Consider the following 23,154-nt stretch of genomic DNA (forward strand, 5'->3'; position numbering starts at 1 on the left):
ATTAGTTTAAATACTGGTCTAAAAATTGTTTTAAAGGTTTTAGATTTTCATTAGTTTGAACATCTAAATTCCACATTTCTGATAAATATTCATTCTTATTATTTTTTAAACTTGAATAAATATCTTTGTAAATAATAATTTTTCCTTTTTTACTTTTTGGTTCTTCTGCTTCATTGTTCCCATCTTTAACCATGCAACTCATAAAAGCATTCCAACATTCCAATATACTTTTGTTGAATGATAATTCTAATAACTGTTCTAAATTATGACTTTCGCTATTATTAAATGGTAAATAAAATCTATCAATTTTATACTTTTTATCACTCAACCAATTATTAATATCGGTTTCTTTTTTTGTAATATTATCTGTTTTATCTTCGTCTGCATCAAACAATGTAATAAACTTTATATTTTCATTTTCATTAATTTGTTTGATAAAGAAATTAGAATTAATTTGACCTTTAATTTTTGCCCAACCTCCTGTTTTTTCTTCTTCAGTATTACCTTTATTGGTGTCAGCAATTAAAACTTTTATTGCTCCAACTATAATTTCATATTCTTTTTCAGTTACATATTTAGAACAAGCTATGTCTGAATTGCAATAATTTTTTAAAATAAAATCACGTACAAAAACAACATCATTTTTATCCTCAACAAAAATAACTATATCAATCATAAATATTCTCTCCTCTAAAAGGTAAATTTTTAACTGAATAGTCTATATTCTCAACATCTTTGATTGTTCCTGAAAAAACTTTCTGCTTTGAATGATATAATTCAATTAATCTCAATTCATTTTGAATGTCCAAGTTTAAATCTTTTGCAGCGTCAACGTATGCTTGAGCAAACTCTTTAGAATGTGTGGTAGCAAATAATTGAACATCAAATTCTTTACATACTTTTAAAATATTAACCCAAAAATCTTTATGTTTAGTATAATGAATTCCTGTATCAATCTCATCTATCATTATTCTATTGTCTTTGTTTTCTCTAACATACATTATTTCAACTAGATATCTAAAAATTTTGTTGAAACCATCTCCAAATTGAGTTATAGGTACATAATTTACATTTGTTTTAGTTGCTATACTTATCATACCATTATCACCATGATATTTTGTTAAAAAATCAACAATTTCGATATCAAATATGTTGTTTAAAATACTAATTAATTCTTTTTTATGATTGTAAGATAACTCATTAACTTTTTGATCATCATCTAGCCTTTTTCTTTCTAATATTCTTAAGAAATCTTCAACATCGTTACTATAAGAGACATTAAATTGAATATATGGCCAGTATTCATCTATTCTTTCTAAATTATCTAAATACATAAATTGTAACTCTTCAAATTCAGAATTTTTGTAAAATTTTATCCAATGTTCTAAATTTTCAAATTCATAATTATCTTTTCTTTTAGAAAAGTCAGATTTTTGTAAATCATTGAATGACACATATTCAATTGATAAATTTTGTTTATCTTTTTTTGTTAAGGTCTCAATATTAATTTTTTTCGAATCATTATTTGTTAAATAACTAAAATAACTTTGTTTAGGAAATTCTATATCTTTTAAATTAATGTTTTTTGGACCAAAATTAATTCCTCTTAAATATAATGTATGATGATAATTTCTTATCCATCTAATAAAATTATCGTCGAACAACAAAGCTTCCAATAAACAAGTTTTCCCAACATTATTATCTCCAACAATCAAATTGAATTGTCCAATATCATTTACCTCAAGAGAATCAAATTTCTTGAAGTTTTCGATTTTGAAGTATGTCAAATGATTGTTTTCCATTTTCTTATTTATCGTGTAAAGTGATTTTTCCGTCTTTACAATCAGATACTAACTGATCGATTTTTTCTTTTGTTAAATGCTCTTGGTAGAAATCGCCCAATTGCATCATTGGCGCATAACCACAAGCACCAAGACATTCAACGCCACGAACTTCAAATTGTCCATCAGCTGTTGGTTCGCCAACTTTTACTCCTAGCTTAGAACAAGTATAATCAATTAAATCTTCTACACCGTTTTGACAACATGGGGAAGTTTGGCAAAATTCGAACATATACTTGCCTATTGGACGTTGATTGTACATGGTATAGAAAGTAACCACTTCGTATACTTCAATAGGTTGGATTTGTAAAATTTCGGCAACTTTATTTTGAAGTTCGATGCTTAACCAATCGTTGTGAGCATCCTGAACTTCATGTAATATAGGAAGTAAAGCCGATTTTTGTTTTCCTTCTGGGTAGTGACTAATCAATTCATTAATTCGCTCCATTAACTGTGGAGTTATATTAATTTCTTGTTTTATGTGTGTTCTTTCCATTTCTAATTTCTTTTAACCACTAAGCGCACTAAGAATGCACAAAGTTCACAAAGATTTATTTTTGGGAATTAAATTTTTACTTTTTAATCCTCGTTTTTTTAATTGATTTATGCGTCTAATTCGCCTGCAATTACGTTTAAACTTGATAATATAACTATGGCATCTGATAACATTCCGCCTTTAATCATCTCAGTATAGGCTTGGTAATAAATATAACATGGTCTTCTCATTTTTAAACGATACGGTGTTCTGCTTCCGTCCGTAATTAAATAGAAGCCTAGTTCGCCATTTCCACCTTCAACAGCATGATATATTTCATCAACCGGAACAGGCACCTCACCCATTACAATTTTAAAATGGTAAATTAAGCTTTCCATGTTCGTGTAAACGTCCTCTTTTGGAGGTAAATAATAATCGGGAACATCGGCATGATATGGACCTTCAGGTAATTTATCTAACGCTTGACGAATGATTTTTAAACTCTCCCAAACTTCGGCGTTTCTGACGCAAAATCGGTCATAAGTATCACCTGATTTACCCACTGGTATATCGAATTCAAAATCTTCGTAGGAAGAATAGGGTGATGCTTTTCTAACATCGTAATCAATTCCTGCTGCTCTCAAATTTGGCCCAGTAAACCCATATTGCATCGCTTTTTCGGCTGAAATTGGTCCAACATTTGCGGTTCTATCAATAAATATTCTATTTCTTTCAAATAAATTTTCAAATTCTTTCCAACATATAGGAAATTCTTCTAGGAATACTTCTAGTTTTCTAAATGCTTCTGGCGACCAATCTCTTTCAAAGCCTCCAATTCTGCCCATATTTGTTGTAAGTCGTGCGCCACAAATTTCTTCATATATTTCATAAATCTTTTCCCTGAATTGGAATACATATAAGAAGCCAGTATAAGCACCAGTATCAACACCAAGAATCGAGTTACAAATAAGATGGTCCGTGATTCGCGCTAACTCCATTACAATTACACGTAGATATTGCGCTCTTTTAGGTACTTCAATATGCAGTAATTTTTCAACAGTCATCCACCAAGCCATGTTATTTATAGGCGACGAACAATAATTCATTCTATCGGTCAAAACATTGATTTGGTAAAACGGACGGTTTTCGGCAATTTTTTCAAAAGCGCGATGAATGTATCCAATTGTTGGCTCAGCATCCAAAATGCGCTCGCCGTCCATTAGAAGAATATTTTGAAAAATACCGTGCGTTGCTGGGTGTGTTGGACCAAGATTTAGTATAGAAAACTCGCTACCATCTTCATTTCGAGATTGTTCTATTATCTTAGAGTAACGATGTTCAGGTGGTAATAATAAATCTGACATTTATAATATTGAATTACTTTAAATTAGTTACTAATTGGTGTTCGTCCAAAGAAACGATCGTCTTTATCTGTTCTTCCAGTGTCTTCCATTGGGAATTCTTTGCGCATTGGGTGTGAAACCATTTCATCCATGTTGAGAATTCGTTTTAATTGCGGATGACCAGTAAACTTAATCCCATAAAAATCCCATGCTTCTCTTTCCATCCAGTTAGAGCACAAAAATAAATCAATTATTGATTTAATTTCAGGATTTTCGCCGTCGAGGTATGTTTTAACTCGCACACGGGTGTTTTCTATCCAATTGTGTAATTGATAGGTTACAGCGTATTGTTTGGATTGTTCATTATCAGGATAGTGGATTCCTGCTAAATCCGTCAGAAAATGAAAATTTAAATCAGCATCATCTTTCAGGAATTTAACCAAATCATGGGCTTTTTGCGAATCTACATCAAAACAAAAAATGTCTCGCTGTGTTCTAAAATTAGAAACAGATGATCCAAACACATCGGTTACTTTATTTTGAATAATAACGGTATCAATTGCCATATTACAGGTTATAAGAAGCTAATAATTCTTTGTACTCTGGTGAATTTCTCCTACGTACAGACTCATTTCTAACGAGTTCTTGCAATTGCATTACTCCATCTACTATTTGTTCTGGTCTTGGAGGACAACCTGGTACATAAACATCAACAGGTATAACTTTGTCAATTCCTTGGAGTACAGAATAGGTGTCAAAAACACCACCTGAACTTGCACACGCACCAACAGCAATAACCCATCTTGGTTCTGACATTTGCTCATATACTTGACGAAGAATTGGCGCCATTTTTTTAGAAATTGTACCCATGACCATTAACATGTCTGCTTGGCGCGGAGAAAAGCTTACTCTTTCTGAACCAAAACGAGCCAAATCATAATGCGACGCCATTGTAGCCATAAATTCAATACCGCAACAAGAAGTTGCAAAGGGTAATGGCCAAAGTGAATTAGCGCGCGCTAAACCTACAACATCATTTAATTTTGTTGCAAAAAACCCTTCACCTACTACTCCTTCTGGTGGAGCAACCATATTTGTTTTTGTTTCACTCATAGCAATTGTTTTTATTCCCATTCTAGTGCTTTCTTCTTGATAATATAAAAGAAACCTATTAACAACAAAGACATAAAAATTACCATTTTTATCAATCCATCGTAGCCTAAATCTTTGAAATTGACAGCCCAAGGATATAAAAATATAACCTCGACATCAAACAGTACAAAAAGGATGGCAACTAAGAAGTATTTAACCGAAAACGGAATTCTTGCATTTCCCACTGATTCAATTCCACATTCAAAATTTTTATCTTTATTCTGCGAACTTCTTTTAGGGCCTAAAAAACTTGATATTACGATCATTCCCACCACGAAACCTACTGCTAATAGTGTCTGCATTAATATTGGAATGTAATCTAATTGGTTTGATTGCATGATAAAATTATATGTTTTTCAAAATAGTTACAAATATACAGCGCAATATTTAATTCGCAAAAATCAAACGATAAACGTTTGTTATTATGTTCTTAAAAAATCACTATTTAAAATGATTTTAAATAATTTGCTAGATGTAAAAAAAACGTCTCGATGTACTCGAGACGTTAATTAATTTAGGTAGTCAAAAAATAATATATATTAGTCTTCGATAGCCACTACTTGAGCTGCTACTTTACCTTTTCTTCCCTCTTCTTCTTCGTAAGATACTTTGTCTCCTTCTGCTAAATTTTCAGTTTTAACTCCGGTTGCATGTACGAAAATGTCTTTTCCAGTTTCATCATCTGTAATGAAACCATAACCTTTAGACTCGTTGAAAAATTTTACTGTTCCTGTGCGCATTTTGTAATAAAAAAAAATTAATAATAATCAAAGATAATTTTAATTGTGACAAAACAAGCATTTTAATTGAAAAAAAAGCAATTTTTATTTTAAAGTTAAAATATTGATTAAGAATTACTTCCTACAATTTAAATAAAATCGTGAAAACAGTCCTAATTTGTACTAATATAGGTTTTTGCTTTTACAGTTTTAGTGAACAAAATTAAAAGTGACAAAGCAAATTTTTATCCAGACAAAAGTAAACTTTAAAGTTTAACTACTTTTTTTACTGATTTTTTGCCATCAAGTGCTATTTCAATGAAAAAAGTGCCTGCCACAATAGGTAAATCCAACGAAGCATAGTCTGTGTTGCTAAATTTAATGTTATTAATTAATTGACCAAAAGTATTATAAACAGCAACTTGAACTAAGGTATAGGTCGTGTTGAATTTAAGATTGATTGTTCCCGTTGTAGGATTTGGAAATAAATTAACTGTTGCGTCATTATTTTCAAATAATGGTGTATTCAAATTGTAGGGCAATGTTAATTTTGCGGTAAAAATATTGGTTCCACTTTGACCTGAATATTGAACATTGTTAAAAGTAGAACTACCGCTTGTAAAATATAAGCCATTTTGACTTACTGCAATATTTGTAGTTTTATCTGGATAAACACCAAAAAGAAAGTTATCTGCCAGCGCTTCATATTGGTTTACCCATAAATTGTTTCCGTTGCTGTCGAAGCTAGCCAACAATTGTGGTTTTAAAATATTTGGTTGAGTACTGACTAAATCGCGAAGTACCTGGTTTTCAAAAGTTATCGCATCAGTAGCGCTAAAGGTTCCAAATCTGCAACTAAAAAACAAATTCGCGAGGTTATCAATTGTTAGCTGTGGTAGCGCTTCATGTTGATTTGGTTCACGGATATCGTAGTTTTTAAACCAAATTATATTGCCGTCGCTATCCATTTTTTGAAAAAAAATGGAGTATAAATTTAGTGGCGCGACGTAGGTAGTACCATTTATTAAAGCAGATCCAAAATAATTCCCTGCTACATAAATGTTGTTGCTTGCATCTGCGACAATTGACGTTCCCTGCGTTCTTCCAGTATAAAATTTAGTCCATAAAATGACGCCTGCACTGTTTAACTTCATGATATATGAATTATTATCAGAATTTGGAATTAGGACGGTTTGGCTTCCAAAACGGCCATGACCTGCGAAACATCCAGTTAAATAGGTGTTGCCAAGTGCATCGGTTGTAATATTCGATGTTGTCACATTTACTGGTACAGGCGTTCCATTTAACGACGTACCTGATCCAAATTGGGTTGTCCAAACTATGTTTCCATCAGTTATATTTAATTTTGTTACAAAACCTCTACCATTTGCAGCACTTAGACTTACATTGCCAAATGTTCTTGTATCGGTAAAAGCACCGGTAAGAAATAAATTATCTGCGCTGTCAATAGCTAGTTTTGGTCGTTGCGAGTTGGAGGCAGGAACTGCTTTTCTCCAAATGATAGTTCCGTTTGGATCTAGTTTTAAAACAAAATAATTTCCGGTAGTAACACCAGAGCTTAACGAGCCTTGTTCAAATAAAACTGTTCCCACAAACGTTCCAGCGACATAAATGTTGCCTAAACTATCTGTGATAACCGAGTGACCGTTATCTGAATTTATACTGCCGTATTGTTTTGTCCACAGAACAGCACCAATGGATGATAATTTTTGTACATAAATATCATTTGAGCCTTGGCTAAAAAGCGCAAAATTGCTACCATAACAAATATCCTGAAAACTACCCGTTGTAATCACATTTCCATTTGGGTCTAAACAAATAGAATTTCCTACTTCCTCTCTTTGACCTCCCATTACGCTCGACCATTCAACAACTTGAGAAAATAGTACAATTGGTGAAAATAGTAGAACGAAAAACAAATAGTTGTGGGTAATTTCTTTCATTTGTTATAATTTCAATTTAATATGTAATTCGTTCAATTGCGACTCGTCAATCACCGACGGAGCATCAATCATAACATCTCTACCTGAATTGTTTTTAGGAAAAGCAATAAAATCTCTAATAGTTTCTTGTCCGCCAAGAATTGCAACCAATCTATCCAATCCAAATGCTAAACCTCCGTGTGGTGGTGCGCCAAATTGGAAAGCATCCATCAAGAATCCGAATTGATTTCTAGCTTCTTCTTCAGTAAATCCTAAATATTTGAACATTAATTGTTGTGTAGCCTTATCGTGAATTCTGATAGAACCACCGCCAATTTCGTTTCCGTTTAATACCATATCATAAGCATTAGCGCGAACTTTTCCTGGATTTGTTGCCAATAATTCCATGTCTTCTGGTTTGGGAGAGGTAAACGGATGGTGCATGGCGTGCCATCTTCCGCTTTCTTCGTCCAATTCTAATAATGGAAAATCAACCACCCATAATGGAGCAAATTCTGCTGGATTTCTCAATCCTAATCTTGTTGCTAATTCCATTCTCAATGCAGAAAGTTGCGCCCGAGTTTTATCAGCCGGACCAGAAAGTACAAAAATCATATCGCCAGCTTTTGCACCAGTAATTTCTGCCCATTTCTTCAAATCTTCTTGATCGTAGAATTTATCTACTGATGATTTGAATGTTCCATCGGCTTCACATTTTACATAAACCATTCCTGATGCGCCAATTTGTGGTCGTTTTACCCAATCAATTAAAGCATCAATTTCTTTACGAGTATAGGTTGCACAATTTGGAGCTGCAATTCCAACAACTAATTCGGCAGTATTGAAAACTGGAAAATCTTTGTGCTTCGCTACTTCATTCAACTCGCCAAATTTCATTTCAAAACGAATATCTGGTTTGTCGTTTCCATAAGTTTTCATGGCATAATCATAGGTAATTCTTGGGAATTTTTCTACTTCTATACCTTTTATTTCTTTAAGTAAATGGCGTGTTAGTCCTTCAAAAACATTTAGAATATCTTCTTGTTCCACAAATGCCATTTCGCAATCGATTTGTGTAAACTCGGGCTGTCTATCGGCACGTAAATCTTCATCACGAAAACATTTTACGATTTGAAAATATTTGTCCATACCGCCCACCATCAATAGTTGCTTGAATGTTTGTGGCGATTGTGGCAAGGCATAAAACTGTCCTGCATTCATGCGGCTGGGCACAACGAAATCTCTTGCGCCTTCTGGAGTTGATTTAATTAAATAAGGGGTTTCAACTTCACAAAAATCCAAATCAGAAAGGTAATTTCTAACGGCTTGTGCTACTTTATGACGGAACAATAAACTATTCTTAACCGGATTTCTACGAATATCAAGGTATCGGTATTTCATTCTAATGTCTTCACCACCATCGGTTTCGTCTTCAATAGTAAATGGAGGCGTTATTGCGGCATTAAGTAGGGTCATTTCTGTAACCAAAATTTCAATGTCACCTGTTGCCATGTTTTTATTTTTGGCTTCACGCTCAATCACGGTTCCCTTTACTTGAACTACGTATTCTCTTCCAAGGGTTTTTGCTAGCTCAAAAACCGATTTTTTTGAACGACTTTCGTCAAATAACAATTGCGTAATTCCATAACGGTCACGCAAATCAACCCAATTCATAAATCCTTTATCTCTTGATTTTTGAACCCAACCCGCAAGAGTAACTTCTTGATTGATGTGTGAGGCGTTAAGCTCGCCGCAATTATGACTTCTATACATTTACAATAAATTAGTTTAAAAAATTAAAGAAACATTCAATTTGTGTGCAAAAGTAAAAAAACTAATATGAATTGGTGGTATTAAATGGGTTCCCTTTTTCAAAAAAACTATGATAGTTGGTCAAAAATTAAAAACTCCCTTATCGAATTAACGAGAGTTCGATTTAAAATAAATTGATTTTTTTATTGAAACCATTACCACAGTAAGTGAATTAAGTATTGAATTATAAAACAGTAGAAGACAGCTGATTTTTTTCGATTTTTAAAACATAGCGTTCATAAAAATAAATTAACGTTATTTATTTTTTATTTTTTTGTTAATAAGTTTTTCTAAATAGGAGCAAATTGAGTTAAATGGAATACAAAACTAAGAACAAGATTGCTTTATTTATGCCCATCATGTGCACATAATAACGTTTAACGGTTACTACTTTGCGCAATAGCTGCTTTTTTTAACATTTTGTCGATAATTTTTTTTCTATATAATAAAATGATTACTTTTGTCAAATAAAGTGTTACAATTGAAATGGGTTTTATTTAATTGATATTCAATACATTTAATTTATTAAAAGTTTTAAAATTATTTTTCATATATTTATTAATATTTATTCATGCTACAGATTATGAAAAAGACAAATACATTTAATAAAAAGAATTTTTGCTTTCTTTACAAAGCAATGTTCATTTTGATTTTCATGGCTTTTTGCTCTGGAAATCTACACAGCCAAAACGGTCAGTTTGTTTTGGAAGCAAATGGTGCAACTCCAGTAAATATAGGTTCTTCTTCAGTGAACATGTGGCCTGCTCCTTTCTTGCCGAATAGAAAGGATAGTCGTGTGCAGTTTTTATATGAAGCTGATGAGTTAAATAATCAGGGTGCATACAGCTCTGGCTATACGAGAATTTCTTCTTTGGCGTTTCACGTTTCCGCATTAACTGGATCTGCAACTTTGCATACCTATCAAATGCAAAATATTACAATCAGTATGGGGCACACCAAAGCGACCTATAATGGAGATGTTTCAGTTATTCCAGCGATTCCAGTATGGGGTATAACCATGCCACCACCGGGTTTTTGTACTTGGGCGGGTTCACCAACGCCAGAACCACTTACTGTGGTAAAAACCCTGCCTACTTTAACCATCAGTCAAGCGGGTTGGGTAGAAATTCCATTAAATACTCCATTTCTTTGGAATGGCGTCGATAGTATAGTGGTTGAAATTTGTAAAGCAGATCCAAGAAATTCACCACCATCTACTTCGTTTAGCACCGGAAGATACGAATTCACAGGTAGATTTCATTCTCAGCCTTCAGGGAGTGATGCTTGGACTTTAACAAGAAGCCTTTATAGCAACAACAACAACAACGGAGCAGGTTCCATCGCGGGTTGCAGTATGCAGATATCGGGAGGACCTAACAATACTTCTCCAGCTTTAAATACTCAATACAGAAAATTCAGACCAAACATTCGTTTTACTTTCCAATGTGGCGGTGCTCCGGCTGCTGGTGAAGCAATATTAGGTACTGAGAATTTTTGTAAAGATGAAGCAGTTACTTTAAGTGTTGTTAATGATGAAAAAGCAACGGGATTGAATTATCAATGGTACTATTCTTATGCAGATGATGATAATTATGTACCACTGCCAGGACAAACAGCTGCTACTATTCCAGTAGAGAGAGCTGGTGTAGATATGTGGTATAAAAGAGATGTTGGCTGTAATCATAACACCGTTGCGGGAACAAGATCGTCTTGGGGCGTGAAAGTTACAGGAGTGAATACCTGGAATGGAACTTCTTGGAGTTTTGGAAGTAACCCGTTGCCAGCTTTACCAGTTAGAATTCAAGGAAATTTTGATACTACAGTCAATGGAAGTGCATTGATGGAGGCTTGTAACTTAAAAATAGTTTCCGGTACGTTCACTGTTCGAAGCGGAGATTTTATTTTATTAAAAGAGAAATTAGTTGTGGACGATGCTGCCACCGTGATTTTTGAAAATAATGCTAGCTTAATTCAGGAAAATGATGCTGCTGTTAACGTAGGTAAAATACTTTACAAAAGAGATTCGCAGCCAGTTCGCATGTTAGATTATACCTATTGGTCCTCTCCTGTTGCAGGAGTTACGCCATTTCAATTCTCACCAGGAACACCAACAAATAGGATTTATCATTGGAATCATCTAACCCAAGCTTGGGCCAATGGTATAGCAAATAGTCCTATGATTGCTGGTAAAGGATATATCATACGCGCCCCTGATGGGTATCCTTCAACAGGAACTGGAACTGTTTTTCAAGGTTCTTTTTTGGGTGTGCCAAACAATGGTCTTATTTCTGTGCCGTCGCAAGGTGGTTCTGCTAATTGGAATTTATTAGGAAATCCTTATCCTTCCGCTGTAGATGCTAATAAATTTTTATTAGCCAACAGTACTTTGCTAGACGGAGCTATTTTTTATTGGACACACAACACGCTTCCGATTGCCGCTTTAAACCCTCTTTTTCCGCACATATCAAGTTATACTTCTGATGACTATGCAACATACAATTTTACGGGATCTGTGGGTCTTCCTTCGGTTAGTTCTGGAAATAATACTCCTCCAGGCCAATTTATAGGTGCAGGTCAAAGTTTTATGGTTAAAGGAGGCACATCGTCTGGCAATGTTGTATTTAACAACGATATGCGAAAAAACATAGTAGGATATACTAATTCACAATTTTATAGAAATAATGCAACCAATTCTGACGAGGTTGAAAAAAACCGATTGTGGGTTGAAATAATTCATCAAAATGGGAAATTCAATCAAACAATGGTTGGTTATGTTGAAGGAGCAACAGATGGTCTAGATTGGGGTTATGACACTAAAATGATACCGTCTGGGGATGTAAAAATTTACACAAAAATTGGTGATGATAAGCTAGTCATACAAGGTAAATCTTTGCCATTCAACCCAAGCGATAGTATCCCATTAGGATTTTATACTACCTTAAGTGGTGAATTCACTTTAAACTTATACCAGTATGATAGTATCTTTGAAAACCAATCCGTTTATTTATTAGACAATGCTACATCAACTTTTCATGATATTAAATCTGGGATGTATACCTTTACAAGCATACAGGGAACTTTTGACAACCGATTTGAACTTAGATTTAATAACGAAGCACTAAGTTTAAATCCAAATATAAAAACAGAGAATAGTGTTTTATGTTATGCTAATTATTCTGATATTATTGTTAAATCGCTTGCTAGTCAAATACATTCTGTTACGATTTTTGATAGTACTGGAAGATTACTTTACAATAAAACTAATGTAGATACTTCAGAAATACTAATTTCAGACATCGCAAAAAACAACCAATTATTACTAGTTCAAGTTGAAAACGATAATGGAGTTACAGTTACAAAAAAAATCATATTTTAATTAATTATCATTCTAAAATTTTTTATGAAATCGCCATTAACAAAATGTTTGAGGACGCAAACTAATAAATAAAAAGGAGATACGAGCTTGCGGAATGGCGAGCCATAACGCATATTATCTCTATACAATAAATTTTACCTATATGAAAAAAAACTACTTTATTAAGAATAGAATATCTTTATTGAATGTACTTATAAAAAAAGGGATTGCATTTAAATGCATGATGTTGCTTTTTATATTTTTCTTTAATGACATAAAAGCCCAAGAAACATTTACCTTAGGTAATGGCGTAGAGTCGTATAATACTTTGGGAGTTTCTCCTTTTGCAACAATTAACAGAAATAGTAGATCTCAATATATTTATTTTGCTGAAGAATTATATGATGCTGGATTTAGCATATCAGGAAATGTGATTAAATTGGCAATAAACATCACTGAATTAGGGTTGCCATCAAGTTTGAAGCCAGAAAATATAAAAATTAAAATAGGAATGACTAGTTCCTTTGAAACGGGTCCAACTCTTGTTGATGATTTGCCTGTGTATTACGAGTCAACTGTCGAAAATATTACACAATTGGGCTGGTATACCTTTAATTTAAACACACCGTTTGCATGGGATGGATTTCGAAATATTGTTGTTGAAATCTGTAGAAGCAATACCAATTTTGGCACTAGCTTTTCTGTTCAAAGTAAGAATTTTCCAGCTGGTGAACTAGTATCTGTCGCAAATTACACCAATAATACCTCACCTGTGGGATGCAGCTTACCCAACCAAAACTTGTTACCAGAATTATTTGCCAGAAGAAGACCTAACATGCAATTTACAGTAACAAATCCATGTGATGCAACTCCTGCTGGTGGGCAAACAATAGTTTCAGCTGGTCCTTACTGTTCGGGGGATTCATTCACACTTTCTGTTCAAAATGGTTCTGTAGCATCAGGGTTGTCATATCAATGGCAATCATCACCAAACGATAATGGGCCATGGACGAATATTCTAAATGCTACAGATGCTTTTTATACTACTTCTCAAAGCGTAGCTACCTATTATCGTAGAGCTACAACATGTGATATCGTTTCTTCAACGATTTTCGATTTTCCTGTATTTGTTGGAGGAGAAGGTTGCTATTGTAACCCTTTAGTAGCAAATGAAAATGGAATTGGCATAAATAATGTAACCATAGCGGGAATTAATAATTCGTCTTCGGGCTCACCAGCGTATTCCAATTTCACAGCAATTCAAACTGAATTAGAAAGAGAAAGCACAGTTCCATTATCTGTAAATGTTAGCCCTGATGGGGGGACAAATTATACAATGGCTTGGATTGATTGGAATCAAAATAGGCAGTTCGAAGTTAGCGAATCATATATTTTAGGTTCTGTAACAGGTGGAAATAATATTAATTCTGGAGTTATAGCAAATATTACCGTACCAGCTCAAGCGTTGCTGGGCTCAACAATAATGAGGGTGAGAACAAAACAATCAGAAGCGTCCACGTATCCATTACCTTGTGAATCAATTGCTAATGGGGAAGCAGAAGATTATACAGTGGTAATAATAAATAATTTAAATAATGATGAATTTTCATCTATTAATGATACAGTTATCATTTCAGTTTCTAATTCTGATATACATTTCTTAGCAAAACAAGAAGGTATCCAAAAGATAGATTTATTTGATTTATGTGGAAGACTAATTTTTAGTAATTCTATTGCTAATGAAAATGAGTTTAAAATTTCTGGGTTAAATCAAAAAAATCAATTACTTATTGCTAAAATAGTATTATCTAATGGACAACAGATTACCAAGAAAATAGTTTATTAAAAATACAATTCTAAATCTTATGAAATATCAATTTACAATCAAAACGGTTATATTGCTAACGAACTTATTCGTTACAGTTTTTAGTTTTGCTCAATGTAACCCTCCAACAGGAGTAGTGGTAAATAATATTACCTCTATCTCCGCGGTATTAAACTGGACAGCATCAAGTTCTGCTCCAGGCGAAGCTTATTTATATGAAGTTAGAACATCAGGTTTACCAGGTAGTGGGGTTTCGGGTTTGGTAGTAAGTGGTTCAGTGGGTGATGGCGTATTTTCGTCTCTGCTCTCTGGATTATCATCAATTACTACTTATTCTGTTTACATGCGCTACAAATGTACCTCAGCACCGCTTTTTAGCAGTTGGACGGCTGCAGTTACTTTTTCAACAAACCCAGTATTACCGCCAGTCGCTGCTTCAGCTTCTGGAATTTCGGATACATTTTTTACTGCTCGATGGATTGGTGTTTCTGGAGCCACAGGATATCGCTTGGACGTAAGTGAGTTTAGTGACTTTTCAGTCCTGTTAGCGGGTTATAATAATTTATTTGTTGCCAGTAGTTTTACTAGTAAACTTGTATCAGGTTTAAATCCTTCCACGGTTTATTATTACAGAGTTCGCGCAGAAGGCCTTAGTGGTGGCACTCCAGTAACTACTAGCAATTCAAATGTGATTACGGTAACTACTCTTGGCGTACCTAATTTAGTAGCCATTTGGTCAAACGGAGCTTGGCTGAATGGCGTTTTACCAGCTTTTGATCATGATGTGATTTTAGATGATGATTATGTTTCTGATGTTAATAACGGAGATATGTTTGAAGTTAAAAGTTTAACGCTAAATCAAGGGCATACTTACACTATAGCTTCAGGATTTAATCTTATTGTGTATGAAAATATAATTAACAATAGTAGTGCAGCTTCATTTGTTGTTCAAAACAATGCAAATTTGTACCAACTTAGTGACTCCGCTCCTGCTAATGTTGGAGAAATTACGGTGTTACGTAATAGTTCTGAAATTTTTCGTTTAGATTACACCATGTGGTCTTCACCAGTTACAGGAGCTCAAACATTAAAACAGTTTTCTCCATCAACTCTTGATACTCGCTTTTATGAATACAATACTGTTGATAATCATTTTTCATCAATTGACCCTTTAACAAGTACATTTGAGCCAGGAAACGGATACTTTATACGAGCTCCAAATAATCACGTGGCAAATGTATCACCAAATGTAGCGCAAGCTTGGCAAGGTACCTTTGTAGGTGTTCCCAGAAATGGTGTAATCAATGTTAGTTTAGATACTAGTGGTCAAGGATATAATTTAGTAGGAAACCCTTATCCAACGGTTATTAGTGCTGATGCACTATTTGTGGAAAACGCTAGTAATATTGATGGAACGCTTTATTTTTGGAGAAGACGAAACGATACTTCAGGTGCAGGAGATTTAGGGACTTTTTATGCTACTTATACTGGAATTGGAGGTACTGGTTCAGCAACAAGTGAAGATCCAAATGGCTTTATTCAAGTAGGACAAGGATTTTTGGTAAAAGCATTAACTACTCAATTAGTATTTAATAGTGATATGAAAGTTCCCGATATGTTTGAAAATCAGTTTTTTAGAAATTCTTCTGCTGTTAGTCAAGTTGAAAAACATCGTTTGTGGTTAAATTTAACAAATGAAAATGGCGTATTTAGTAGAATGTTGCTAGGATATGCGGAAGGAGCATCAAACACTATAGATCGTTTTGATGGAAAGTATTTTAACGATTCACAAGTGGCTTTAACGTCATTACTAAATAACGAAGAATATTCAATTCAGGCAAAATCATTACCATTTTCAACAGAAGATACTATTCCCCTTGGACTTAAAGTTGTAGCAGCAGGAGCATATACTATTTCATTAGATGAAATGGATGGCTTGTTTGAAGAAGGCCAATTAGTTTACTTAGAAGATACTTTTACCTCAACAATACACAATTTAAATGAATCAGATTATACATTCTCTACTGGAGCAGGAATTTTTAATAATCGTTTTGTTTTGCGTTTTTCAACTGAAAGTTTAGGTATTGATGAACCGCTGAATGCTAATGCAGTTGCCGTATTTGTTTCAAATAATTCTATTATCATCAATAGTGTCAATATTGATATAAAATCAATAAATGTTTATGATATACAAGGAAGAAAATTATTCAATCAAGATGCTGTAAATTCAAATGAATTTAGAATTGATACCTTAACAAAAAACAATCAAGTATTGATTGTTAAAATTAAAGATCAAAACGGCAATTTAATATCTAAAAAGGTGATTTTTTAACACATTACCATAGTTAAAAAAATAGAAACTCCTCAATTTTGAGGAGTTTTTTTGTACGATAGATTTTTTAGTGCTCGAGCGAAAGAATAAAATACATATATAGAAAGATTAACAGATAAAAAACAATTAAAGAATAAATGAGAACAAGAATAGTCTTATATATTCAATAATTATTTTTGATATTAAATTCATTTCAGAAAGTATAAAATGGGAAGAGATAGGTGCCAAAGTAAAAAAGAAAATCAATAAACTAAGGTAAACATTGCATCAACTTTAACTAACCATTCTTTGGCTTGTGTATTAAAAAAGGTATATTTGAGTATTAATTTTAAAAACATTACAATGAAAAATCGGATTGCTTTATTACTTCTGGTTATATTTTCGTCTTCTGTTTCTGCTCAAGACAATATGGCTTTTCAAGCTAAAATTGACAATAAAAATGGGGATGTTATTTACATTAAGCAAGGAAACACAACAATTAAAGAGATTAAAGCCGATTCTAAAGGTGTTTTCAAGTCGACTTTTTCAGTTAAAGAAGGCATGTATCAAATGTTTGATGGGACCGAGTATGCCTTGTTGTTCCTTAAAAACGGTTTTGATTTACAAGTGACTTTGGATGCTAAAGCATTTGACAAAACCATAAAATTTGCCGGTAAGGGTGCAAATGAAAATAATTACTTAGCTCAAGAAACCATTTTGGAGCAGCAATTTGGGTATCAAAACCTACTCGATTCCGATGAAGAAGGATTTCAAAAGGGCGTTGAAGAAAAAAAGAAAGCCGATTTTGCTAGACTGGATAAAGCAGGTTTAGATCCGCTTTTTGTTCAAGAGCATAAGAAAGGTGTTGAGATGAATTTTATGGGATTGAAACAATATTATAAGCAAATGTCAGCCAGTAAAAAACTAAATAAATCTGTTGCGCCAAATTTTGATTATGAAAATCACAAAGGCGGAAAAACTTCGCTAGAAAGCATGAAAGGAAAGTATGTTTACATTGATGTTTGGGCAACATGGTGCGGTCCATGCAGAGCAGAAATTCCATTTTTAAAAGCTGCTGAAGAAAAATATCATGGGAAAAATATCGAATTTGTAAGTATCTCTGTTGATGTCCAAAAAGATTATGAAAAATGGAGAACATTCGTTACCGAGAAAGGATTAGGAGGTATACAATTATTCGCTGATAAAAATTGGCAATCCGATTTTATAACTGCTTTTGGCATCAATTCTATTCCCAGATTTATTTTAATTGATCCAAACGGAATAGTGGTAGATGCAGATGCTAAACGTCCATCTAACCCAAAATTAAGTGAGCAATTAGACAGCTTGTTGAAATAATTTTTTTAATACCATATTGGCTTAAACCATGTGAAAACGTGGTTTTTTTGTTTTGGAATGTTAAATTTTATCTAATGTTACCAAATTGTTAAGTAAAAGTTTTTTTAACGTAAAATAATTTATATATTTGTTAGGTAATTATAAACAAATAAAACCTACGATTATGAAAAAGATGTTATTTTTAGGATTGTTTTTGATTTCAGGAGTTGCATTTGCCCAAACTGCAAAACCTGTTTTAGAACAAGAAGGAAAGTTAGTAAAAGCAACTTACTATTACGAGAACGGTAAAATACAACAACAAGGATATTTTAAAGATGGAAAACTCGATGGTCAATGGGTATCATACGATGTAAACGGAAATAAATCATCAATTGCGGAGTATTCAAATGGTCAAAAAACGGGAAAATGGTTTTTTTGGAGTGACAAATCGCTGAACGAAGTAGATTATACAGAAAGTAGAATAGCTAACGTTAAATCTTGGAAGCAAGATGCCATTGTAAATAGAAACTAGAATTTTAGATTAATTTTTAGAAAAAGGAATTCAACTTGGTTGGGTTCCTTTTTTTATTTCGTCTGCTACTTTTTCCAACTCAGCGTACCAATCATCTCCAAATTTTCGTATCAAAGCTTCTTTTACAAATTTATACACCGGAACTTCTAGTTCTTTACCCAAAGAACACGCAGGGTCACAAATGTCCCAACGGTCATAATTCACAGCAGCAAACTCAGAAAAATCTTTTACACGAATGGGATATAGATGACATGAAATAGGTTTTTTCCAGTTAACAATCCCTTGATTATAGGCTTGTTCAATTCCACAAAGTGCTGTTTTGCCATCAAAAATAACATAAGCACAATCTTTATTATCTATTAAAGGTGTTTCAAATTCTTGATCAGTGCCAACAACCCAAGTTCCCAATTTTTCAATAGCAGCAATTCCTTCTTTTCTTAAAAAGGGCTTCACTTTAGGATAGATTTCCTCTAGGATTTTTGTTTCTTCGTTGCTCAAAGGTGCACCAGCATCTCCATCTATACAGCACGCGCCTTTACAAGCCGATAGATTGCAAACAAAATCTTTTTCTAATATGTCCTCAGATACTATGGTTTTTCCTAATTGAAACATTTGATAACATTTATGATAATGCAAAGGTAAAATCTTAAAACAAAATTTGCTTCAACTGCTGTTAAATTATTTACTGCTAATGTTAAAGATTAATCAGCATATGTTGTAATTCATTACTTTTGTTTTACTATTTTTTAATTTATGAAAATTTTTACTAACATCCTTATTTTCGTTGCTATTGCTTTAATAATAGTTAATGTTTTTACTATCGATTTCAATAAGCCACTAGAAGGAAACAGCATGGTTGCTTTAATCGGTATTGTAGCTGCAATCTGCGCTGTTTTGGTTCTTTTAATATTTAGAATGTCAAAAAAAATTGAGCAGAATTTAAAAAACTAGTTCCATGTTTGATGTTTTGATTATTGGTGGTGGTGTTTCTGGAATGTCATGCGCCATGATTTTGGGTTCAGCGAAAAGTAAGAGTTTTGTTGCCGAAAAGAAAATTGGAATAATTGCACATCAAAAAGCATCTTCTCTTCATGATGCCTTATTTAATAATGCCTATGGAATTCCTGCGGGGAAATTGGGCGCGGACTTATTAGTCGAAACTGTTGACCATTTAAGGGAATTGTACCCACATATCGACCAAATTTTCGGGGAGAAAGTAATAAAAATCGAAGGTCAAATAGAGAACTTCACCGTTATTACCAATAAAAATTCTTATCAAACTAAGTTAGTTGTCATCGGTATTGGTGCTGGAAATCCTTTTGCGATTGAAGGATTAGAAGAGTTTGTAATACCACATCAAAAAGTAATCCCAGAAAAAAATAGAATTCAATTAAAAAACATTGACCATAAAGTTACTGATGGCATTTATGTAATCGGAACGCTAGCAGGATGGAGAAGTCAACTCTCAATTGCTGCAGGTAGTGGTGCTGCAGTAGCGACTGATATTCTAACATTATGGAATAACGGCGTTCATATGCAGGTTCACGATAGTGTAAGAAAGTAATAGCTACTTTCGAATTGCATTCAACATGGCATCATCTTTCAGTAGAATTTCAAAATATTGATTTTCGCCAAAAAGTTGACGAGCATATTCTGCCGAGAGGTATTTTTTGACCAAATTTGTATTATTGCTTAATTTTATTTCCAAACCTGAGTCCTTCAAGTAAGCTTCAAACTTGGAAACTATTTTGTCATCAGTAGCTATTTTGTCTAAAAAAGCTTGAAAAGTTATTCCTTTAAACAGATTGCGATTTTTATCTAGCTCTTCAAAAATAAAGTGGCTTACTAAACCAGAATTAAGAATATAAGCCAAGCTTTCCTCGCCTTTTTTTACTTCTAAAGGAACAAAAACATCAGGAACAATTCCACCGCCACCATAAACTATCCGACCTTTTTTTGTCTTGAATTTTAAAGAATCGGCCACTTTTATTTTGTCTTTTGTATATAATTCACCACTTTCAAATCGAGTTTCAAATTCATGACTATATTTTTCTCCTTCCCCTTTTATGTATGGTTTTTGGATAGATCGACCACTTGGAGTATAATATCTGGAAGTTGTTAATCGAACTGCTGATCCATCATCAAAATCGATTTCACGTTGCACTAATCCTTTGCCAAATGAGCGTCGTCCAACAATTGTTCCTCTATCATTATCCTGAATAGCACCAGCTAAAATTTCGCTCGCCGATGCTGAATTTTCGTCAATGAGTACATAAACTCTGCCCGTTTCAAAAATTCCTTTTTCGGTAGCAAATGTTTTTCTTATAGTTCCTTTCCTGTTTTTTGTAAAAACGATGAGGTCTTTGTTTTTTAATAATTCGTCGGCTACTTCGACCGCTTTTTCCAGATATCCGCCGCCATTTTCGCGCAAATCAATAACTAAAGTGGTCATGCCTTGTTTTTTTAATGCTTGTAATCCCTTAAAAAATTCATCATAAGTATTTTCGGCAAAACGATTAATTTTTATGTAGCCTAAAGTTTTGTTCAACATCAAATAAACATCAACACTTTTTATAGGAACTACATCGCGAACGACTGCAACTTTCATTTTTTTGTTAGCACTTTTCCTGTAAATAGTGAGCAAAACACTTGAACCTTCTTCTCCTTTAAGTTTACGATACAAACTATCTGTAGGTAATTTTCGCCCAAAAAGTTTTGATTTATCTGCATATAAAATCCTGTCGCCAGCCTTTATTCCCGCTTTCTCAGCAGGACCATTTTCTAACGGTTTTACAACGGTAACTGTATCCTTATACATGAAAAAATTAACTCCAACACCTACAAAATCCCCTTTCATGATTTCTTTTTCAGCTATTTGTTCAGTAGGTGGAATATAAACAGAATGTGGATCAAGATTTGCCAATATACTGTTCACAGTCAAATCTACGATGGAGTCGGAGTTGATATCGTCTACATATTCATTATTTATAAAATCGATGAGACGCTCTAGTTTTATTTTATGTGCATTTTCTTTTGAAATTTTCCTCTGAGGAAAATTCAACATACCACCGATGATTATTCCTAATGCAATACAAGAGGTTAATAAAATGGGGAGATATATTTTTTTAGTTGTCATTAATGTAAATTTACTACTAAGAAATCACGTGTGTTGTTACCTTGCTATTTATTTAGCGTTTGTTTATGCTAATTTTTTTTAAGTAGTGATTTTTTATCCTAAATCTGCAATTTGATGTACTTCTACACCAGCTTTTTCTAAAAAATCCAATCCAGAAGTGTCGCGGTAACCATGCTGAAACACTACGCGTTTTATGCCTGATTGATGAATGAGTTTACTACATTCTTTGCAGGGTGAAAGTGTAATATATAAAGTGGCATTTTCACAGCTTTGCGTGGATCGTGCTACTTTTGAAATAGCATTGGCTTCGGCATGTAGTACGTACCATTGTGTTAAACCTTCTTCATCTTCGCAGCAGTTTTCAAAACCAGATGGTGTTCCATTGTATCCATCGGAAATAATCATGCGATCGCGAACAATTATGGCGCCAACTTGCTTGCGTTTGCAATAAGATAGTTTACTCCATTCGGCAGCAATTCTTAAATAGGCAGTATCGTATTTTTTTTGTTTGCTATCAGTCATTATAAAAATTCAAATAGTTTATCCATTAGCCCTGATGGAAGGAAACGCCGTGCGTGACGAACAGCAGGAAAAGGGATAGCAAATATACCTAAACCATTTGCTCCAAAATAATTATTTATACCAAATTTCATTTTGAATAATGATAGGAATTATTACCCCAATGGTGAAAGCAGAAACAATTAAAATCCAATCTCTCTTATTAAACTTGAATAAATTTTGGACAATATAGGCAATAAGTAACGCAAGGATTACAACTGTTATTTGGGCTATTTCTATTCCTAAACCAAATTCTAGAAGAGGTAAAAGTTTGTCGGTAGGTTTGCCAGATAAAATACTATTAAAATAGTTTGAAAATCCTAAGCCATGAATTATACCGAAGAATAGAGTAATCATTCCAATCACTGTGATGTTGTCTTTTTTACTGGTTTTTCCAGCACTAATCATGTTGTACAATGCCGCAATAAGAATGGTTATAGGGATAAGCAGTTCTACAAAATCGGGTTCAATTACCACAATTCTAAAAACAGATAAAAATAGTGCGAGTGTGTGTCCTAATGTGAAAAATGAAACTAAAATTAGTATCTTCTTCCATGCTTTAAAATCATAAGGAACAGTTAGCGCAAGCAGAAATAAAATATGATCGTATGCAAAAATACTGAGTACATGTTTTAATCCGATATTGAAGTATATCCAAAAATCTGACATGGTGATTTGGTAGTTTTTTAAAACGTAAACTTACAATTTATTTTTATTGTCAGTCATAAATAATCCTAAAAATCGATGTAAAACATTTTTACTTTTCGCTTTCTAAAAAAATGAAATTGCCTACCTTTGTAGTAATAAAACCAATAAG

At 33.4% G+C, this 23,154-nt stretch carries 22 protein-coding genes; 7 read left to right on the forward strand and 15 right to left on the reverse strand.

Annotated features, from left to right (window positions below):
• Position 1: 1 nt before the first annotated feature.
• The 10 genes from WFZ85_RS07765 to aspS form a co-directional block, all read right to left on the reverse strand.
• On the reverse strand, positions 2-676 hold the full coding sequence (locus WFZ85_RS07765; RefSeq protein WP_342695717.1) for a hypothetical protein: 675 nt from the start codon (positions 674-676) through the stop codon (positions 2-4).
• Positions 669-1,802, reverse strand: coding sequence for an AAA family ATPase (locus WFZ85_RS07770; RefSeq protein ID WP_342695718.1), 1,134 nt, complete (start codon positions 1,800-1,802; stop codon positions 669-671). Before WFZ85_RS07770 ends, WFZ85_RS07765 begins: the two co-directional genes overlap by 8 nt.
• 4 nt (positions 1,803-1,806) lie before the next feature.
• Positions 1,807-2,337 (reverse strand): complex I 24 kDa subunit family protein, encoded by a 531-nt coding sequence (locus WFZ85_RS07775; protein WP_342695719.1) that lies wholly within the window; start codon positions 2,335-2,337, stop codon positions 1,807-1,809.
• 107 nt (positions 2,338-2,444) lie between these two features.
• Positions 2,445-3,680 (reverse strand): NADH dehydrogenase (quinone) subunit D, encoded by a 1,236-nt coding sequence (gene nuoD, locus WFZ85_RS07780; RefSeq protein ID WP_342695720.1) that lies wholly within the window; start codon positions 3,678-3,680, stop codon positions 2,445-2,447.
• Between the two features lie 23 nt (positions 3,681-3,703).
• A complete protein-coding gene (locus WFZ85_RS07785; protein WP_342695721.1) occupies positions 3,704-4,225 on the reverse strand; it encodes an NADH-quinone oxidoreductase subunit C in 522 nt (173 codons plus the stop codon).
• Position 4,226: 1 nt separating this feature from the next.
• Entirely contained in the window at positions 4,227-4,772 is a 546-nt protein-coding gene (locus WFZ85_RS07790) for an NADH-quinone oxidoreductase subunit B (protein WP_342695722.1), read from the reverse strand.
• A gap of 11 nt (positions 4,773-4,783) precedes the next feature.
• Positions 4,784-5,149 (reverse strand): NADH-quinone oxidoreductase subunit A, encoded by a 366-nt coding sequence (locus tag WFZ85_RS07795; RefSeq protein ID WP_342695723.1) that lies wholly within the window; start codon positions 5,147-5,149, stop codon positions 4,784-4,786.
• Between the two features lie 201 nt (positions 5,150-5,350).
• A complete protein-coding gene (locus tag WFZ85_RS07800; RefSeq protein WP_293872363.1) occupies positions 5,351-5,551 on the reverse strand; it encodes a cold-shock protein in 201 nt (66 codons plus the stop codon).
• Between the two features lie 245 nt (positions 5,552-5,796).
• A complete protein-coding gene (locus WFZ85_RS07805) occupies positions 5,797-7,494 on the reverse strand; it encodes an SBBP repeat-containing protein (protein WP_342695724.1) in 1,698 nt (565 codons plus the stop codon).
• Between the two features lie 3 nt (positions 7,495-7,497).
• Entirely contained in the window at positions 7,498-9,246 is a 1,749-nt protein-coding gene (aspS, locus tag WFZ85_RS07810) for an aspartate--tRNA ligase (protein ID WP_342695725.1), read from the reverse strand.
• Between the two features lie 622 nt (positions 9,247-9,868).
• On the opposite strand from aspS, the gene WFZ85_RS07815 reads away from it, so the two are divergent.
• From WFZ85_RS07815 to WFZ85_RS07835, 5 genes are all read left to right on the forward strand, one after another.
• Positions 9,869-12,661, forward strand: coding sequence for a T9SS sorting signal type C domain-containing protein (locus tag WFZ85_RS07815; RefSeq protein WP_342695726.1), 2,793 nt, complete (start codon positions 9,869-9,871; stop codon positions 12,659-12,661).
• 142 nt (positions 12,662-12,803) lie between these two features.
• Positions 12,804-14,486, forward strand: coding sequence for a GEVED domain-containing protein (locus WFZ85_RS07820; protein ID WP_342695727.1), 1,683 nt, complete (start codon positions 12,804-12,806; stop codon positions 14,484-14,486).
• A 19-nt stretch (positions 14,487-14,505) separates the two neighbouring features.
• Positions 14,506-16,797, forward strand: coding sequence for a T9SS sorting signal type C domain-containing protein (locus WFZ85_RS07825; protein WP_342695728.1), 2,292 nt, complete (start codon positions 14,506-14,508; stop codon positions 16,795-16,797).
• 342 nt (positions 16,798-17,139) lie between these two features.
• Positions 17,140-18,132: a TlpA family protein disulfide reductase gene (locus tag WFZ85_RS07830; RefSeq protein ID WP_342695729.1), complete on the forward strand. Its 993-nt coding sequence runs from the start codon at positions 17,140-17,142 to the stop codon at positions 18,130-18,132.
• 163 nt (positions 18,133-18,295) lie between these two features.
• Positions 18,296-18,643: a toxin-antitoxin system YwqK family antitoxin gene (locus WFZ85_RS07835; protein WP_342695730.1), complete on the forward strand. Its 348-nt coding sequence runs from the start codon at positions 18,296-18,298 to the stop codon at positions 18,641-18,643.
• A 30-nt stretch (positions 18,644-18,673) separates the two neighbouring features.
• Here the strand turns inward: WFZ85_RS07835 and WFZ85_RS07840 are convergent, their stop codons facing one another.
• Complete coding sequence (locus WFZ85_RS07840) at positions 18,674-19,255, reverse strand: DUF3109 family protein (protein WP_342695731.1); 582 nt, start codon at positions 19,253-19,255, stop codon at positions 18,674-18,676.
• A gap of 141 nt (positions 19,256-19,396) precedes the next feature.
• On the opposite strand from WFZ85_RS07840, the gene WFZ85_RS07845 reads away from it, so the two are divergent.
• Entirely contained in the window at positions 19,397-19,594 is a 198-nt protein-coding gene (locus WFZ85_RS07845; RefSeq protein ID WP_342695732.1) for a hypothetical protein, read from the forward strand.
• A 4-nt stretch (positions 19,595-19,598) separates the two neighbouring features.
• Positions 19,599-20,207, forward strand: coding sequence for an FAD-dependent oxidoreductase (locus WFZ85_RS07850; protein WP_342695733.1), 609 nt, complete (start codon positions 19,599-19,601; stop codon positions 20,205-20,207).
• Positions 20,208-20,210: 3 nt separating this feature from the next.
• On the opposite strand, the gene WFZ85_RS07855 is transcribed toward WFZ85_RS07850, so the two are convergent.
• From WFZ85_RS07855 to WFZ85_RS07870, 4 genes are all read right to left on the reverse strand, one after another.
• Positions 20,211-21,779 (reverse strand): S41 family peptidase, encoded by a 1,569-nt coding sequence (locus WFZ85_RS07855; RefSeq protein ID WP_342695734.1) that lies wholly within the window; start codon positions 21,777-21,779, stop codon positions 20,211-20,213.
• 93 nt (positions 21,780-21,872) lie between these two features.
• Positions 21,873-22,301, reverse strand: a complete 429-nt coding sequence (locus tag WFZ85_RS07860) for a deoxycytidylate deaminase (protein WP_342695735.1) — start codon at positions 22,299-22,301, stop codon at positions 21,873-21,875.
• The gene (locus WFZ85_RS07865; RefSeq protein WP_342695736.1) at positions 22,301-22,432 is read right to left on the reverse strand and encodes a hypothetical protein; all 132 of its coding nucleotides are present in this window, start codon (positions 22,430-22,432) and stop codon (positions 22,301-22,303) included. The genes WFZ85_RS07860 and WFZ85_RS07865 overlap by 1 nt, the downstream gene beginning before the upstream one ends.
• Positions 22,413-23,006 (reverse strand): HupE/UreJ family protein, encoded by a 594-nt coding sequence (locus WFZ85_RS07870; protein ID WP_342695737.1) that lies wholly within the window; start codon positions 23,004-23,006, stop codon positions 22,413-22,415. Before WFZ85_RS07870 ends, WFZ85_RS07865 begins: the two co-directional genes overlap by 20 nt.
• Between the last annotated feature and the right edge of the window lie 148 nt (positions 23,007-23,154).

The organism is Flavobacterium aureirubrum, assembly GCF_038739835.1.
Lineage (GTDB): Bacteria > Bacteroidota > Bacteroidia > Flavobacteriales > Flavobacteriaceae > Flavobacterium > Flavobacterium aureirubrum.